The 17,608-nt window shown below is 58.2% G+C and carries 14 protein-coding genes and 2 tRNA genes; 9 read left to right on the forward strand and 7 right to left on the reverse strand.

The genetic code is table 11. From position 1 onward, the window contains the following. Positions 1-3: 3 nt before the first annotated feature. The 6 genes from yccX to C8D99_RS08140 form a co-directional block, all read right to left on the reverse strand. Complete coding sequence (gene yccX / locus C8D99_RS08115) at positions 4-279, reverse strand: acylphosphatase (RefSeq protein WP_133957638.1); 276 nt, start codon at positions 277-279, stop codon at positions 4-6. A 2-nt stretch (positions 280-281) separates the two neighbouring features. Further along, the gene (htpX, locus tag C8D99_RS08120; RefSeq protein WP_133957639.1) at positions 282-1,211 is read right to left on the reverse strand and encodes a zinc metalloprotease HtpX; all 930 of its coding nucleotides are present in this window, start codon (positions 1,209-1,211) and stop codon (positions 282-284) included. A 12-nt stretch (positions 1,212-1,223) separates the two neighbouring features. Continuing rightward, entirely contained in the window at positions 1,224-1,784 is a 561-nt protein-coding gene (locus tag C8D99_RS08125) for a LemA family protein (protein WP_243833871.1), read from the reverse strand. A gap of 56 nt (positions 1,785-1,840) precedes the next feature. Then, complete coding sequence (locus C8D99_RS08130; protein WP_133957640.1) at positions 1,841-2,659, reverse strand: aminotransferase class IV; 819 nt, start codon at positions 2,657-2,659, stop codon at positions 1,841-1,843. Positions 2,660-2,813: 154 nt separating this feature from the next. After that, positions 2,814-2,889 (reverse strand) — tRNA-Glu (locus C8D99_RS08135). Between the two features lie 8 nt (positions 2,890-2,897). Next, positions 2,898-2,971: transfer RNA gene (locus tag C8D99_RS08140), tRNA-Gln, on the reverse strand. 309 nt (positions 2,972-3,280) lie between these two features. On the opposite strand from C8D99_RS08140, the gene C8D99_RS08145 reads away from it, so the two are divergent. From C8D99_RS08145 to C8D99_RS08165, 5 genes are read left to right on the forward strand one after another with little or no spacing between them, the layout of a single operon-like run. Next, complete coding sequence (locus C8D99_RS08145) at positions 3,281-3,631, forward strand: STAS domain-containing protein (protein WP_243833872.1); 351 nt, start codon at positions 3,281-3,283, stop codon at positions 3,629-3,631. 15 nt (positions 3,632-3,646) lie between these two features. Further along, a complete protein-coding gene (locus C8D99_RS08150) occupies positions 3,647-4,075 on the forward strand; it encodes an ATP-binding protein (RefSeq protein ID WP_133957641.1) in 429 nt (142 codons plus the stop codon). Between the two features lie 13 nt (positions 4,076-4,088). Beyond that, positions 4,089-5,096 carry an ABC transporter substrate-binding protein gene (locus tag C8D99_RS08155; RefSeq protein WP_133957642.1) on the forward strand — a complete coding sequence of 336 codons (1,008 nt, stop codon included), beginning with the start codon at positions 4,089-4,091 and terminating at the stop codon, positions 5,094-5,096. After that, positions 5,093-7,069 (forward strand): SpoIIE family protein phosphatase, encoded by a 1,977-nt coding sequence (locus C8D99_RS08160; RefSeq protein WP_133957643.1) that lies wholly within the window; start codon positions 5,093-5,095, stop codon positions 7,067-7,069. The genes C8D99_RS08155 and C8D99_RS08160 overlap by 4 nt, the downstream gene beginning before the upstream one ends. Positions 7,070-7,127: 58 nt before the next feature. Then, entirely contained in the window at positions 7,128-7,949 is an 822-nt protein-coding gene (locus C8D99_RS08165) for a QueT transporter family protein (RefSeq protein ID WP_133957644.1), read from the forward strand. A gap of 37 nt (positions 7,950-7,986) precedes the next feature. On the opposite strand, the gene C8D99_RS08170 is transcribed toward C8D99_RS08165, so the two are convergent. Further along, entirely contained in the window at positions 7,987-9,237 is a 1,251-nt protein-coding gene (locus tag C8D99_RS08170; protein ID WP_133957645.1) for a TolC family protein, read from the reverse strand. 857 nt (positions 9,238-10,094) lie between these two features. Here C8D99_RS08170 and C8D99_RS08175 point away from each other — a divergent pair. The 4 genes from C8D99_RS08175 to C8D99_RS08190 all read left to right on the forward strand — a co-directional run bounded on the left by C8D99_RS08175 (position 10,095) and on the right by C8D99_RS08190 (position 17,602). Beyond that, positions 10,095-10,367 (forward strand): Nif11-like leader peptide family RiPP precursor, encoded by a 273-nt coding sequence (locus C8D99_RS08175; RefSeq protein WP_133957646.1) that lies wholly within the window; start codon positions 10,095-10,097, stop codon positions 10,365-10,367. Between the two features lie 82 nt (positions 10,368-10,449). After that, positions 10,450-12,201 (forward strand): B12-binding domain-containing radical SAM protein, encoded by a 1,752-nt coding sequence (locus tag C8D99_RS08180; protein WP_133957647.1) that lies wholly within the window; start codon positions 10,450-10,452, stop codon positions 12,199-12,201. Positions 12,202-12,263: 62 nt separating this feature from the next. Next, on the forward strand, positions 12,264-13,886 hold the full coding sequence (locus C8D99_RS08185; protein ID WP_166670084.1) for a B12-binding domain-containing radical SAM protein: 1,623 nt from the start codon (positions 12,264-12,266) through the stop codon (positions 13,884-13,886). A gap of 125 nt (positions 13,887-14,011) precedes the next feature. Beyond that, positions 14,012-17,602, forward strand: a complete 3,591-nt coding sequence (locus tag C8D99_RS08190; protein ID WP_166670085.1) for a B12-binding domain-containing radical SAM protein — start codon at positions 14,012-14,014, stop codon at positions 17,600-17,602. Positions 17,603-17,608 lie beyond the last annotated feature (6 nt).

Genomic DNA, 17,608 nt, shown 5'->3' on the forward strand with positions numbered 1-17,608 from the left:
ATGTCAGAAATGGCGTATGACGAACGAGTCCTCCCCGTTTTCAGGGGGCTTTTCAATGATCGTCAATCGTGTGACCCTGGCGGAAGACGGTCCCCGCCGCAGCCAGTCCGCCATTCTCTCAAGGGATTCCCTTTCCCCCTGGGCCTGGACTTCGACCGACCCGTCGGGGAGGTTCCGGACCCATCCCGTGAGCCCGAGGGAGAGGGCCGTCCTGGCCGTCCAGTGGCGGAATCCCACTCCCTGTACCCTTCCCTCCACGAGAAAGTGATGCCGTTCCACCGTCAGGCGGACGCTCCCATGAGTCCCTCCAGGCGCTCGATCCGGGACGAAAGGGCCGGATGGGTGCTGAAGAGGCTGTCCTTCCCCTTCTTTTTCTTCAGGAGGGGGTTCACGATGTAGAGGTGCTGCATCCCCTGGCTCGCACCCTTCAGCTCCGCGGTGTCGGCGGTGAGCTTCTTCAGGGCCGAGATGAGCCCGGCCGGGTTCCGTGTCAGCTCCACGGCGGATGCATCGGCCAGGTATTCCCTCTGGCGGCTCACCGCAAGCTGGATGATGGATGCCAGAAGGGGGGCGATAATGGAAAGGATCACGGCCACGATGGCCAGGACGGCCTGGGCCTGTCCGCCTCCCCGGGAATCGCGGCTCCGCCGTCTGCCGCCCAGGGAGCTGTAGAATATGCTTCGCCGCACCACGTCGGCCAGGAGGACGATGGACCCCACCATCACCGCCATGAGCATGGCGAACCGGATGTCATAGTTCCGCACGTGGGACATCTCGTGGGCCATGACTCCCTGGAGCTCTTCCCTGTTCAGCTTTTCCAGAAGCCCCCTGGTGATGGCCACGCTGGCGTGCTGGGGGTCCCTCCCGGTGGCGAAGGCGTTCATGGCCTCGTCCTCGATGAGGTACACCTTCGGCATGGGCATCCCTCCCGCGATGGAAAGCTCCTCCACCACGTTCCAGAGCTGGGGGGCCTCTTCGTGGGAGATCTCCTTCGCGCCGCTCGACGCCAGGATCATGGAAGCGCCGAACCGCCAGGAGATGAAGAAGTAGAGTCCCGCCACGGCCACGGCGATGATCACGCCCGTGAGCCAGTCACCGCCCCAGTAGGCACCGAGAGAGGCTCCGAAAAAGGCGAAGAGGACGGCCATGACCCCGAAGAGCAGGATGCTCATGTGCTTGTTGTGGTCGATCAGTTTGTTGAAGCTCGCCATGGAAATCGCCCCCTACCTGAAGGAAACGTCGACGGCGTTCCGCTCGGAAGCGTCGTCCACGGCCCAGAGAGTCCGAGGGGCGTAGCCCAGTTTTCCGGAGATAAGGTTGTTGGGGAAAACGGCGATGGCGATGTTGTACTCCTTCACCGCATCGTTGTAGTACTGTCGGGCGAAGGCTATCTTGTTCTCCGTGGAGGCGAGCTCTTCCTGGAGGGCGAGGAAATTCCGGTTCGCCTTCAGGTCAGGGTAGTTCTCCGACACGGCCAGCAAGGATTTCAGCGCACCGGTGAGCTGGTTCTGCAGCGGGGCCGTCTCTTCTACCGTGGTCGCGGCGAGGGAAGCGCTCCGCAGGGCGGCGATCCGCTCGAAAATCTCCCGTTCATGGGTTGCGTAGGCCTTCACCGTCTCCACCAGGTTGGGGATGAGGTCGTACCGCCTCTTGAGCTGCACGTCTATCTGGCTCCAGCCGTTGTCGGCGTGGGCCTTCTTCCGGACAAGAGAATTGTAGATGTACACGACGTAGAGGACTGCCGCCGCAAGAAGAGCGAGCAGAATATAGAGAATGTTCTCCAAAGAAACCCCTCCTTCACTGGCCAATGGTTGATGTATGTAAGCATTATACCTTTTCTTCAGTCGAGATACAGCGGTATCTGCTCCCTGAACAGCCCGATCAGATTCCGGGTCACGGGTCCCGGCGTTCCGCCGCCCATCACCCTTTCACCGATCTTCACCACAGGCGCCACTTCCTTCACGCTGCCGGTGATGAACGCCTCCGTGACGCACTCCAGCTCGTCGAGGTGGAGACAGCGCATTTCCACGTTCAGGCCGTTCTCCCGGGCGATCTCCATGACGATCTCCCTCGTGATGCCCCGAAGGACCCTGTGGTCCGGCGCCGTGATCAGATTGTCCCCTGCGATGGAGAAAAAACTGCTCGTAGCGGACTCGGTGATCTCGCCCCCGGGACAGTAGAGGGGCTCGAACGTGCCTGCCTCGCGATGGCAGAAAGGGGTCATGTAGTTGATGCTCTTGATGCGGGGCAGTTCTCTCTCCTCGGGAAGAAGGGAAAGGGCCAGCCCCTTTGAATAGACCTCCTCCGGAACGGGAGAGAGGGGAGAGAAGAGGACGAAAAACCTGGGGTGGGGAAATGTCCCGTTTTCTTCCGAGTCGCCGGCGGTCAGAAAAGGTTTGGCAAGGCTGTCGCCCGGAATGCGGGACGCCCCCTCCCGAATGACGGCGGCCATGTCCTCCGGGGGCAGGGGAAGGCGGATCCCGGACAGCCGGGCCGATTCGGCAAGCCGCTCCAGGTGACGCCCCATGGCGAAGGGGCGGCTGCCGTAGGTCCGAACTGTGTCGAATACGGCGATCCCCCTCTGGAGCGCCAGGTCCGAAAGAGGAAGCGCAGCGCAGGAACCCTCCACGAATTCACCGTTGAAATAGCAGAATGACATTTTGAAGAAAGCACCTCGATCCGTTTTTCGATGGCTAATCCTAGCACTTTGAAGGCGGGGGCTCAATGAAAAAATTGCGTCCGGACGAAACTTTTTCTCCGAGAAGGCGCAAAAAAGAGGCTGCCTCCGAAGAGACAGCCTCTTTCTTATATTATGGTAGCCCCAACGGGATTCGAACCCGTGTTTTAACCTTGAGAGGGTTACGACCTAGGCCGCTAGTCGATGGGGCCTTGCTTGCTGGCTGGGGAACCTGGATTCGAACCAAGATTACCTGATCCAGAGTCAGGCGTCCTGCCATTGGACGATTCCCCAACTTCAGTGCTTCTCGTTGCTATTGGTTGTGCGGGGAGTATATTACCACAAATCAAGCATTTGACAAGGGGCGGGCGTGGTAATTTTTTCGATGAAAAAACTCCGAAAATTTAGTCTTTGAGTGTTTTTAAGGAGCTTTTGCTTTCCGCTGCCCCCTCCATATACTCTTATGGGTATATGCTTTGTTCACAGGCAGAATATATTTCTATGTTTTCTTGACACGTCCGGCGAAAGCACTCACAATGACCGCATACGGATTTTCAGCGCGAAAATTTGCGGCCTCGGCCGCTCTCCCTGGGGGAATGAACGATGTTCGAAATGAAAATTACGGCCGAGACCTGGGGGCGAAATGTCTCGCTCACCGGACGGCTGGACGCCAGATCAGCGCCCGATTTCGAGAAGGAGGCCATAGCTGCTGTCGATGCGGCCGGGGGGAGTATCCACCTGATCCTCGACTTCACGAATCTCGAATATATCAGCAGTGCAGGACTGCGGTCGATCCTTGTGCTCGCCAAGCGCATCGCCCCCTCGGGCGGCAAGGTGGTGCTCTGCGGCATGTCCGGCGTCGTTGAGGAAGTCATCGGCGTCTCAGGCTTCGACAGCTTCCTTCCCGTGGCAGGGAGCCGCGAGGAAGCCCTCCGGATCGTCGGAGCGGCGTAGAGGGGGACGAGAAGAATGGAATCCACCGTCAGGGAGCGGACTTTTCCCGCCTCTCTCGATTGCCTGGGCGACTTCCGGGCTTTCATTCTGGAGGAAGACGGAGCAGAGGAGCGCTTGCCCCCGAAGCGCGTGGCTCATCTGGATGTGGCCATCGAGGAGATTGTGGTGAATATATGTTCCTACGCCTACGAGACTCCTCCGGGAGAACTCAATATCAGGGTTGAAGAGTCCCCCGAGGCTTTCGCCGTCGAATTTCTGGACAACGGCGTGGCGTTCGACCCTCTCGCGGTGGACGAGCCGGATGTCACCCGCCCGCTTGAGGAACGTGATCCCGGCGGATTGGGCATTCTTCTGGTCCGGAGGATGATGGACGAGGTCCACTATTCCCGGAAGGGGGCTTTGAACAGCCTCCGTATCGTGGTGAAGACGCCCCGGGAGAGGTAGGGAGGCGACTCAGATGTTTCCCGGTTCTTGGGCCGTCCGTCGTCTGCCGCTTCTCATGGTTCTTTTTCTCCTGTTCGCCGGCTGCGCGCAGGGGCAGGAGAACGCTGCCGCAATGACCAGGGCGACTCTGACCCTTCAATGGTACCCCCAGACACAGTTCGCGGGGTACTATATGGCGCTGGAGAAGGGCTTCTATGCTGCCCGGGGCATCGACCTGGAAATCCGGCGCGGGGGCTCCGACGTGGATGCCATAGGGGATTTGCGCTCCGGCAGGACCGACTTCGCGACGCTCTTCCTCACCGCGGGCATACGCTATCGCTCGAAGGATCTGCCCCTGGTGAACGTGGGGCAGATAGTCAACAGGGGGAACCTGCTCATTGTGGCGTACAAAAACCGCGGCATCAGCTCGGTCAGGGACCTGAACGGGCGCAAGATGAGCCTGTGGGGAGACCATTTTTCCGGCGGATACAAGAAGCTCTTCAGTGACAACGGTATCTGGCCGGTTATCATTCCCCAGTTCATATCGGTGGAGGTCTTCCTGCGGGGAGGAGTGGACGCCTGCTCCGCCATGAGCTACAACGAGTATATCCGAATTCTGCATGCCGGACGCCGCCCCGAGGATCTCGTGGTGATCTCTCTCCGGGATGAGGGGTACGATTTCCCGGAGGACGGTATTTACTGCACGGAAGAAACGTGGCGAAGGAATCCCCGTCTTGCCCGGGATCTGCGGGAGGCCTCGCTGGAGGGGTGGCGCTACGCCGCCGAACACCCCGACGAGGCCGTCGAGCTGATTCTCCGCAAGGCCGACGAGGCAGGGTACATCGTGAACCGTCTTCTTCTGCGCCGGATGCTCGACACGATCCTTCCGTCGATCCTTCCGGAAGACGCCCCGGGATGGACTCCGGGGGTGCTCTCCAAAGCAGACTACGAGCGCACCTTTGACATGATGGAGACTGTCTTCGTCGAGATGACGGAGCGGGTTCCCTATGACGTTTTCTTTCCGGGGGCCGGCGGGCGATGAAGGAGCATCTCTTCCCCCTCTTTCCCGACGGCCGCAGGGGAATTTCCATCGCGGCCAAGCTTTCCCTGATGATTATCGCGGGGGTCGGCGCAATTTTTCTTGCCATCGTTTTTTACGGCTACTCCACGTCGAGGGCTGTCCTGCAGGAGGAATTCGCCGCCCGGATGGAGAATCTCGGCAACGCCGCTGAGAGCAAGTTCCGCCAGATACCTCGCGTGGCCGAGGCAGTGACCCGTGATCTCGTCTCCATGCTCACCTTTTTCAATCCTTCTCCCGGGAAGATTCCCGAAATGATGAGAGTGCTTCTGGAGTCTCATTCCGAAGTCTCCGGGCTCTCGATCGGCTTCTCGAAGCAGGCGGCGGACCCGCTGCTGCGGAACTTCTGCCCTATCGTCTTCCGGAGAGGGGGTTCGATTCTCTACCAGGATCTCGCGCAGGAACTTGACTGGACGGTGCAGGACTGGTACCAGCTCCCGCTCCAGATGGGGAAGCCCCTCTGGACGGAGCCCTTCTTCGGCGACGACGGATCGGGAGCGATGATGGTCAACTACTCAGTTCCGGTCTACGATTCTTCCTGGCGCTACCTGGCCTCGGTCGGCGCTTCACTGGAGCTGAACTGGCTGGCCGGCATCATCTCGGCCATGGAGGTGGGCGGCAAAGGGTACGTCTTCCTGGTGACTTCGAACGGCGCCTTCGTCTCCCACCCGCGCCGGGAGCTGCTCATGAGGGAGACGCTCTTCACCGTCGCCGAGATGGAGAACCGCCCTGACCTGATCCCCCTGGGGTACAGCATGATACGCGGGGAGACCGGAGTGCACTCGCTCTACGATCCTCTCCGCGGAAGGCTTCTGGTCTTCTTTCGCCCCGTGGGGGATATGGGATGGTCGCTCGGCATCGTCTTTCCCGAGGAGGAGGTGCTGGACGACATCATCCGCCTTCGGCGGGTGCAGACGTTCCTCGGCCTGGGCGGATTGATGGCCCTGCTCCTCATGGTCTTCTTCATCTCCGGAAGGATCAGCGGACCCATACGCAGGCTCAAGGACGCCACGCAGCGGCTCTCCTCGGGCGACCTGAACGCGCCTCTCCCGCCGGCCTCCGGACGGGACGAGGTGGCCCTTCTGACCGTCTCATTTGCCTCCATGAGGGAAAACCTGCTTCTTCACCTGGACCGGCTCAAGGCCGAGACGGCGGCGCGTGAGCGAATCTCCAGCGAACTGGACATCGCGCGGTCGATCCAGATGAGCCTCGTTCCGCGAACCTTCCCGCCCTTTCCCCAGGATGGCCGGATCGACCTCTACGCCCGCCTTGAACCGGCCCGGGAGGTGGGGGGAGACTTCTACGACTTCTTCCAGACTGACGAAGACCACCTGATGCTCGTCGTGGGCGATGTCTCCGGAAAGGGGATCCCCGCCGCCCTTTTCATGGCAGTGACGCGAAGCTTCGTTAAGGCCCTGGCGGCGGCTTCAGGCGGATGCCCTTCGCCGGCGGAACTGATGGCGGCGGTGAACGACCGGATCGTCGAGGGGAACGAGGCCTGCATGTTCGTCACCCTTTCCTTCGTCCTGGTGGATCTCCGGGACGGATCATTCCGGTACGCCGGCGGAGGACACCCTTTCCCTAGACTTTTCGGCAGCGAAGGCGCCGCGGCGCTTCCTCCGGTAAAAGGTCCTCTCGTGGGGGCGATGCAGGGAATGCGGTTCGAGGAAGGTTCGGGAAGACTGAAGCCGGGGGAGGGACTCTTCCTCTTCACCGACGGAGTGACCGAAGCGTTCAATGCTGACGAAGCCCTGCTGAGCGAGGATGTCATGGACGGGTGGATTTCGGAGACGCGCTCCCTTGGAAGCGAGGCGCTTGTCCTTGAGATGCGCCTGCGCATCTCGGCCTTCGCAGGCGAAGCGGAGCAGTCGGACGACATCACGATGCTCTGCTTCCGCTATGAGGGACCGAAACCCCGGACGCGGCAGCCGGAGTGAGTTCATGGGGACGCTGAAATGACGGGGCATAGTATGTGATCTTGAGGGAGTGACCATAATGAACGAAGTGTTTTCCATGTGGAAGAAGATGAAGATGGTTGTGCTTGCGGTGCTCTGCGCAGCTGTGTACGCGGCTCTGCTGATCCCTTTCAAGGGATTCGTGCTGATTCAGGGTATCACGGAGTTTCGCCCTGCGAGTGCCCTTCCTGTGGCGATGGGACTGCTTTTCGGCCCGGCAGGGGCCTGGGGGGCAGCCATAGGAAATCTCGCCGGCGACTTTTTCGGCTCGCTGAGTGCCGGCAGTCTCTTCGGTTTCGTGGGGAACTTCATGTTCGCCTACGTGCCGTACAAGCTCTGGATCAACCTGGGGCTGGTCGCGAAGCCTGACAGGGAGCCCGATCTGAAGTCAAAACGGAAGATCGCCGCGTTTGTTATCGTCGCCGTTCTCGGCTCGCTCGCATGCGCCCTGGTGATCGCGTGGGGGCTGGATGTACTGAGAATGGTGCCCTTCGCCGCCCTCGGCAGCATTATCTTTCTGAACAACTCGATCCCTGCGATCGTTCTGGGCATTCCCATGATGATTGTCCTCTACCCGAGGATCAAGGGATGGAATCTTCTCTGGACCGATATTATGAATGAGGAGGACATACCGGCGGCAGGGGGTATGTCCGGAATCGGAGGCATTTTAATGACGGTCAGTATTCTCGTCGGCATGATCGGCGGTTTCATAATGGCTTCCGCGGCCGGGCAGGCGTTCTTATACAGGGGATTCGGCGCGGGCGGTGAAGTCGGCTCTTTCGGTGTGCTTCTGGTCGCCGGAATGGGGACGGCGGGGCTGGTGCTCTCGTGCTTTATTCAGTCCATGCCGGTAAAAAAGTAGGGGAAAGATGTTTTCTGGACGTGGTGGTGACGCCTTATTATAAGGCCTGCCGGACCCATCGCCCCATTACTCTGTCGGCTTCCGCGAGGACGAGCCATAATTCCTGGATTGCGTTTATCAGCTCCGTCCTGCTTTTCTGGTCAGCTTCCTGCGCGGTGATCAGGTCAAGCTGGGATCCCAGCCCTTCGCGGTACATCATCTCGGCGATCTCCAGCTCCTTGTCGGCCCGTTCGGCCTGACGGCGGCGGATGGCGACGATTTCGAGCGCCCGCCCCCATCGTTCGCGGACAAGATCAGCTTCCCGCTTCAGGCTGTCGCGCCTCGCCTCCAGTTCGTACCCGGCCTTTTTGAGCAGCGACTCAGCCGCCCCGGTTTTGTTGGCCGTCTTCCCCCCGTCCGTCAGGGGAACTGTCAGCACGGCGCGGACGAAGACCTCACCGCCCCGCTCCATGGAGGAATTGAGGTCTTCCAGAACCCGCAGCCCCAAGGAGAGATCCACGAAGGGAGACAGCCCCTTCGCGGCGAGGGAGCGCTGCACCGAGGCCCGTTCCCTGGAGAGCATCAGCGAGGCGACGTCGGGGCGGCTCTCCCATGCCTTCGTCTCGTCCACGGCGGGACTCAGCTTCTCGAGTTGGGGGAACATGGTCTCCGGCGTTACCGGAACTCCCCCTGCGAGAGCGCTCATCTCGACGAGCTGCTGTTCGTACTTCTGGCGGGCCTGGAGGAGGAACGCCTCGCCGTCGTCAACCTGCGACTGAGCCCGCAGCAGCTCCAGAAGGGAGACAAGCTCCTTGTCGAATTTCTCGCGGGTGATGAGCAGCGATTCGCGGCGTTTCGCCACGATCTGTTCCATGGCCTCCCGGTTCAGCGCCGCCATCACCGCCCTGCGGTAGGCGGACGCTGCGAGGGCGAGCCGTTCATTGACCGCGTCGGCGTACTGGTTCCGGAGAATCTCGACTCCGAGGAGAAGCTCCCGCTCCTGGAGTCCGTAGCTTCCCGAGAGGTTAACGCGGTGCGAGAGGGAGAGGTCGATCTGCTGATCGCCCCGCTCCTGGTCGAGCCACTTGCTTGCCTCGGCGGAGAGCCCGAGCGAGGGGCGCTGAACGGAAAGTTCCGCCCGGGCGGAGAAAAGCCTCGCATCGATCTCCTGCCTTACGGCGGCGAGGTCGTTGTTTCGCTCCATCACGAGGGCCAGGTACTGAGCCTCCGAAAGCGGCGCGGAGAAGGCCGTCAAGGGAAAGAGAAAAAGAAAAGCAGGCAGTGCGGCGAAGAACATGCTAAATTTCATGGGGCCTCCTTGTCGTCACTTTCGCAGGGTATGGATTTCGGTCCCTCGGGATCATTCTACTCTTTGTGGGAGCACTGAATCCATAGGGTTCACAAAAACATCTCTTTGTGTGAGCACTGAATCCATAGGGGTCACAAAAACATCGAAAGCATCTCCTGAGCCTGCTGCATACGTTACGATGCCTGAAAAATCATCCACAGGCAAAGTGGCGGTGCAAAAAAGAGATCAAATCGCTGACGGAGACGCCGTATTCTGCTCAAAAAGCGGAGTTTTTTAAAACGCGGTTCTTCAGCGATTCAGAGACCTAAATCCGCAGGCAGCGGGGAGCGTCACCGGTGCTCGCTTGTGCCGCCGGTGCAGATTGTCGTCCTTGACAACTGCACCTGAAACCGACATCCTTGTCGGTTTCTCGGCCCGGGCGCTGTCCCCCAGGGGATGATCTCTTCGCCCCTGGCGGGGCGAATTCACCTTATGCCCGGCGACACTCCCTCTGCCAGGAAAACCTGCGGATTTGGGAGAGAGCCGCTGATTGACAATGTTCCCCAGGCTTGACATACTGTTTCAGTATATTCAATCGATTGGGGGGACCATTTGGCAGTAGATGTTTTGCCCTCACAGGACTCGATGGAAGCTGTTTTTCCGGTACGGGAACCCCCCTGTTCCGAGGTCAAAAACGGACAGTGTATATGGCCGCAGGGAAAAGAAGCCAGGCGGCAAATGAATGGCTGTTACCTGTTTTTTGTGAAAGCCGGACGCTCTTTCATTAATTGATCGGTTGGTATTGTATCAACCTGATTCCAAGTATTGGCTGACGCATTCCATGCTTCAGCCAAAATACCCAGCAAAGGAGAATAGATATGACGATTGACGGGGCAAAAGCATTGGCTGCAAAGGTTTTAACCGATGAAGGCCTGGCGAAGCAACTGGGGGAAGCGAAAACCGAAGCGGAATTTAATGCGGTTGTTGCAAAGTTGGGGTACACCTGCACAGCGGCGGAGTTCGAGGCTGCCTTCAAGGAGGCGCAGGAAAACACACCGCTCAGCGACGAGCAGCTGGATCAGGCTTCCGGGGGCCTGAGCATCGTCGGCGTGGATTACGCCTTTACTGCGGTACAGACATCCAAATTGTAGCGAAGGGGTTTTCTCCTTCCAGGTTAATGAAAACGGAGACTGGATAACCATCCAGCCTCCGTTTTCAGGTGGAGGCGAACACGTGGATCTGCTGCTGATTAAAACACACCGCTACGTCAGCGGGTACATTCCCGGAAGCAACCTGGGAATGAATATATTGATACAGCTGCTGACACGACAAGGGTATACGGCACGGATGTATCAGGGCTATGCAAAAGAAGCCCTGAACTACGTGAGAGCGATCATGGACAGCGAGGACCGGCCGAAAGTCATCGGCTTTTACTGTGATTTTGACAATGTTCACTGGGTGAAGATCCTTGCACGGGAAGTGAAAAACGGGTACCCCGGTGTAATTCTGCTGGCAGGCGGCCCTCAGGCCGTCGACATGGACGCCTGGTTTTTGAAGGACACGGGCATTGCTGCCGCCTGCATCGGCGAAGGGGAAGAAACGGTTCCGGAACTCATGGAGTATTTCATTCATAACCGCGGTGCCCTGGAGGCGATTCAGGGAATAGTGTTTCTGGATGCCTCCTCGAACTTTGTTGCCACATCCCCGAGAACCCCGCCGGAGGCGCTGGATGATATCCCATGGCCTGACATCACCCTGACCAGCGATTATAAACACTACGCCCTTCTCCCCATTTTAACCGGACGGGGCTGCCCTTTCGGATGTACTTTCTGTTATGAAGGGGCCAATGCCAAACGGGTCCGCCGTCACTCGGTTTCCTCGCTGATGAAGGAAATCAGGGCGAATTTTCAACGCAATCCGGACATAAAATATATTAATTTTCTCGATGACACCTTTACGCTGGATTCTCAACGGGTCGACCGGATTTGCGAAGAGATCAGGGAAATCAGGAAAGAGTATGATTTCGTCTGGTTTGCCAGCGCCCATATTTCTCTTATCGACAGGCACCGGGCCATGGCCCGGAATCTTGCGGAGTCCGGGCTCAAAAAAATCTTTTTCGGCCTGGAATCCGGCAGTGATGCTGTTTTAAAAAGCTACAACAAGAAAATAACGCGGAAGATGGCAGTGGACGTCATTGAACATTGCGTTGAATCGGGGATTCACGCAATTTCCGGCAACATTATCCTGGGGGGACCCCACGAAACCCGGGAAACCGTCCAGGAGTCCGAAGATCTGATCATGGAACTGCTGTATAAGGCCCCCGGTCAGTTCGAAACCGCCTACTTCTCATTTCTCCCCTTTCCCCAGACCCCGATCACGCTGAATCCCCAAAAATTCGGAATGGAAATTTATGAGGACCTCATCGACTGCTGCAATGAAGATATTCCCCTTTCCGGAACCGCTGCACTGGATTTTCTGGAGCTGACACAGATTCGGCTTGAGGCCAACAGGCGGCTCCAGTATGAAATGCGGAAGATCTATCTCGAAGGAAGAATTCCCGAAGCGGTGATTCTGGATGCGTACCGTTACGGCGGTCAATACGGAGTGTTCACCCGCTGGAACGATTATGTGTACAAGAATCTGCCCATTGATGACGCCTACTGGAAAATGCGCGTTTTCGGCGGGTATGTGCCCGGCAGCCAACTGGGATCACGCGGGGAAGACGCCATTCCGCACCGGACCTTCGAGTTGTGGCTCCATACAGACGTCAGCGGAGAAAAACCGCAGATTGCCGATATCCCCCTGGAGACAATGGATTTCACCCTTCTCACGTTGTGCAGCGGAAAACTTTCAAAACGGGAAGTGCTTCAGCAGGGAAAAACGGCGCTGGATCCTTCGGGGTGCCGGCCTGATTTCTACAGACAGGCAGAAGAATCGCTGAATGCCATGGAAAAAAACAAGTGGATACTCTACCAGAAGCCATGAGAGAAAACCCAATCGTTTTGCTGGTGTACACCCAACGGATGGTCATTGGGCGAACCTTTGAAATGATCGGGAATCTGGGGATATTGACACTGGCGGCCCAGCTCAACGCCAACGGCTTCGACGCAAAAGCCTGTACCGGCATCACCACCGATGTGGCAAAAACCATCGGACGAAGAAAAGACCAACTGTTTGCAGTCTGTTTTTACTGTGACTTCGATAATCAGACGGCTGTTGCGGCCATCATCAAGGATCTGAAAAAAGACGCCGGGAATGCTTTTTATGTGGTCCTGGGCGGACCGCAAACCCTGCATATGACGGAAAGGGATCTGGAAACCTACGGCGCCGATGCCATCATCAAGGGGGAGGGAGAAGAATCCCTGCTCGCCTGGCTTAAAGCGAGGAGCGGGGGAGAAGAAATCTCCGTGCCGGGGGAAATCCTTCCCCATGAGAATCCGGAGTACATATACCTGGACGATTTCTCACAGTACCCTCTGCCTCAGGATGAAGCGGTGCTGGAGTATGCCGAAAGGCCCCTGATGTCCGTGATTACCGCCAGGGGGTGTCCGTACAGATGCGCGTTCTGCTTCGAAGGGGGCAATTCAAAAAATTTGCGAATGCGCTCCGCGGAGCATGTGCTGTTCGAAATCGAAACACGGCTGCAGAAAAGCCGGAGACCCCGCTACCTTTTTTTTTGCGACGATACTTTTACCGCCAATCCCCGGAGGCTGAAAGAGCTGCTTGAAGGATTGAGGCGCCTTCGGAAAAGCCATGATTTTGTCTGGTTCTGCGAAGGGCATCCGGGATTTCTTTCAAAACGCCCGGAGTTGATCAGGGAAATGATGGAGAGCGGCATGGTCCGGATGCAGATCGGTCTGGAGTCCGGAGCTGATTCCGTCCTTCAGGCCTACGGGAAACAGGCCGGCCCGGAAGACGTGAGGAACGTGGTGGATATCTGCTGCCGGGAGGGACTGCCCCAGCTCGCCGGAAATTTCATTATCGGCGGAGCCTTTGAAACCCCGGAAACGCTCGAGGAAACCACCCGCTTCGCCCTTGACCTGCTCGAGGCTGCCCCGGGGATGCTGGATCTATCCACCACCTTTCTGACGCCGCTGCCGGGTACCCGGATCTGCAATGATCCCGGGCAATTCGGTATTGCCATGGAAGACCGGGACTGCCTCACCTCCCTGGAGGACTTTCCGGTGAACCGCACGGGGGAGTTATCCCTGCCGGAAATCTGCAGGGCGCGCTCCGTCTTTCTCACCCGCATTTCGAACGCCATGAAAGAGCAGTACGCGAGCGGGCGGATTCCGGCGGGGCGGATCCGGCGCGACTTCGAGCTGGCCTTTCGATACGGCATTGCGGCAGGATACCTGAAGTTTCTTTACGGCCGGAACCCGGTCACGGTGAGCTACTATCGAAACCTCACCGGGTACCGGGGGCTTCTGAAGGAATGGCATGAGCTTGAAGCGTCCGAAAAGGAAAGGTTTGTCATCCAGCGCGTTCCGGATTTTTCACTGGTGGATTTCACAGCCTTGAGCGATATGGAAACGGATATTCTTCTGGATGCCGGTGTGTATTCGGTGAAGGAGACGGCGGAGAAGCTGGCCGTTTCGGCGGAGAAACTGGCTGTCTGTCTTGAAGGAATGAGCCGGCGTCACCTGGTGTTATTCTCACCCTGCCCCTGAGGCACCGCAAACAGGGGGTTATTGCAGACAATATCTGAAGATGCGGGTGATCCTGTTGATCGCCGGGGTGATTTCGTGAAGCCACGGCAGCAGGTATGCATAAAAATAAAACGTGGAGGCGCGGTGTGAAAACGTTCAACCTGAGACTGATGCTGATCCATCGCGGAACGAGAACCCATTCGATCACACAGATCGAGCCTATCGGTCTTATGTCGCTGGCGGAGATGATGACCGGCCAGGGGATTGAAACGGCCGTTTTTTCAGGAGAGCTGCTGAAAGGGCTGGAATTCCTGAACGCAGCGGGCTGCAGCCGGGATACGGTAGTGGGATTATACTGTGATTACGAGAATCAGTCGGCGGTCGAGAGTTTTTCCAGGGTGATCAAGGAGCGCTTCGGTGCCGTCGTTCTCGTCGGCGGCCCTCAGACCGTGGGGCAGGGAGAAGAATTTCTGCGGGCAAGCCGGGCTGACGGGATCATGCGGGGCGAAGGGGAGTACTCACTGCACGCCGCCCTCCGCGCACTGGAAGAAGACCGGAGGGACCTGTGGGAGACCATCCCCGGGATGTGTTCGTTCACCAAGGACGGAGCATACTTCGACAACGGGATCTACCCGGTCATCGAGGACCTGGACGCCATCCCCGGCATTTCGGGAACCATCAGATCGGCCCAGCACCGGGGCATCAATCATATGGCGGTGATGACAGGGCGTGGCTGTCCTTTCCACTGCTCTTTCTGTTATGAGGGGGCCAACAGCAAAAACGTCCGGCAGCGCAGCGTGGCGGGTGTCATGAAGGAGATCCGGTGCCGCCTGCGGGAGAATCCCAACGTGAAGTATCTCTTTTTTTGCGACGACACCTTCACCCTGAACAGGGAACGGGTGCGCGCCTTTTGCGAAGAGCTGAAAGAGCTGCGGAAGGAGCACGATTTCGTCTGGTTCGCCGACGCCCATGTCAACGTCGTCATCAACCACCCCGATATCGTGAAGATGATGGTGGACGCCGGCCTGGTCCGGATGCAGATCGGCATTGAAAGCTGCAGCCAGCCCATCATCGACATCTACAACAAGAACGTGAAACGGGAAGGCTTTTTTGAAGTCATCGAGATCTGCAAAGCGGCCGGACTTCCCCAGCTTGTGGGCAACATCATCATCGGCGGCGCCCTGGAAACCCGGGAAACGCTCACATATACGTTCGACACCGTCTATGAAATGATACGCGCAGGCAGGGGGATGGTGGAAGTGGTCAGCACCTTCTACATGCCCTTCCCGGAAACGGCGATGTCGAGGGACCCCGAAAGATTCGGCGTTATCGTGAAAGACGGGAAGGCGCTCACCTCGGTGGGAGATTTCCCTGTGATAGAGACGAAGTCCCTGGGCATCGAAGAAATCTGCGCGGCCCGGAACGAATTTTTTGAAGGGACGACCGGAGTTATGCGGAAAATGTTCCGCGACGGCGAAATCCCCGACGAGACCGTCCTGCAAAGTTACGCGCTGAGTGAACGCTACGGTCTCAGCGGTATGTGGCAGAGCCTGGCGTACGCCCGATACCCCTATTTCGACGCCCAGTACAAGGCCCGGATTCGGGGAGACAAGCTCACCAGGGACTATGACGACACCGCCGTGTTCGATACCCACCCGCAGCGGCTCTTTCTGCTTTCGCTGACGCCCGCCCTCTCGGCGGAAATTCCGGCCCTCAATGGATTTGTCTTTTCTCCCTTTGAATTTGAAGTCCTGACATACACGTCCGGCAAGCTGACCATGCTTGAAATGGCGGAAGCGCTTTACCCCGGATATCAAATGAACTTCGGGAGTTTTGAAGCGTTCTCTCTGCACCTGCTGGAAACCGTCAAAAAACTGGAAGCGGCGGGAATGTGCGTGCTGTCCGGCCCGTTGAAGCCGAAAGCAGCCGATCGGGAATGGAAAAATCAAAAACACTCAGAGGAGCCCCCCGTGAAAAATAAGGTCATACTGTTCAAACTATCGACCATGGGCATGCAGATAGCCGGTTACAGCCGGAGCGGAGCATTCCTGGGGATCTACGGGCTGGCAGGCTATCTGGAGGAAAAAGGGTATGATGCCGTGGCCTGCGAATGCCGGCCTGATGAGGTCATGGAGTACCTCCGGCGCATTCCCTTCGGGGAAATCTGCTGCGTCGGCTTCTCGGCGGACTTCGAGAACAGGCATGCAGTCAAAAAGGCCTGCGCCGCCATTGCGGAGTCCTGCGGGATTCCGGTGCTGATCGGCGGCCCCGAATCCATCGCCCTGGATGAAGAGTACCTTCGCCGGTCAAAGGCAACCGCCATTGTTCGGGGCGAAGGCGAACTGGCCATGGCGGCGGTGCTGGATGCCCTGCAGGAGAACAGGAGCCTGGACGGTATTCCCGGGATTTTCTATATCGGCGAAAAAGGGGAGTGCATCGACAGGGGCGAAGGACCGGCGGTGGAAAACCTGGATGAGCTGCCCTTCCCCGCCTATGACAAAAGCATGACCCCCATAGACTGCTCCAACCTGTACATCATGACCAGCCGGGGGTGCCCCTTCCACTGCGCTTTCTGTCATGAAGGCGCCCTCAAACGCCCCATGCGGCAGCGAAGCGTAGCGAATGTCATTGCGGAAATGCGCCATTTCCTTTTGAAATATCCTGAACTCACGTACTTCAGTTTCTGCGACGATACGCTGGTCACCAATCCCGCGTGGCTGGACGAATTTTGCCGGGAGGTAAAGGCCCTTCAGGTCCTCAGACCCTTCCGGTTCTACTGCGAGGCCGATGTGGCCTCCCTGAGCAGGCGTCCGGAGGTCATAAAGGATATGGTGGACGCTGGTCTCAACCGGCTGCAAATCGGCATTGAAACTGTCGACCGGGAGATGCTGAAGATTTACCGCAAAAACATCACGCCGGAAATGGTGGAAATTGTGGTGAAAGCCGCTTACGATGCCGGAGTGCAGCAGGTTTTCGGGGCCCTTCTGGTGGGCGGCCCCTTTGAAAACCGTGAGCATATCGAGAAGAACAAAGCCTTCGGCGCAAAGCTGCTGCGGCTCGGACCGGGGATGATGGAAATATCCCCCAGTATCGTGATGCCCTACCCGATGACCGACATCGGACAGCACCCCGAAAAATACGGCCTGAAGATCACTGACAGGCAGGGGTTGGCCTGCAACTCCGATTACCCGCTCCTGGAGAGCGAAACCATGAACAGGCGGGAGATCATGGCGGCGTACCAGGAGTACCTTCAGAGCTTTGTGGACGAAGTGAAGAAAATGCTCGATACAGGCGAACTGGGTCATGAGGACATCCTGGGCTGTTTCCGCTCATCCCTGAATTCCAGGGGGCCCAAATACTGGAGCAACATCATAGCCCATCATAAACCCGCTCTGACCCCCTATTACACCATGCTGGCCAGGGACGCCGCCAGCCGCATAGTGGACGTGAAGCCGGAGGAGCTGCCCGAGTGGCGCCCGCAGCGGCTCCTCGAAATGTGGCGCGATGTGGACTTCTCCAGGGGCTATCCCCTTGTGAGGGGCGAGGCGCTGTCGCCTTTTGAGTACGAGGTGCTGAAATACTCCACAGGAAAGAGCACCATCGCCGCCATAACCCGGATCCTCCATGACCGGTTCGGAAAACCGTTCGGGGAAACGGAGGAAGAGCTGATGGCGCGAATCATTGAAACCCTGAAGGCCCTTGATGCAAAATACTGGCTGCTCGTGGTTCCGTACTAGAAAAGG

Source organism: Aminivibrio pyruvatiphilus, from assembly GCF_004366815.1.
In the GTDB taxonomy this organism is placed as follows: Bacteria; Synergistota; Synergistia; order Synergistales; family Aminobacteriaceae; genus Aminivibrio; species Aminivibrio pyruvatiphilus.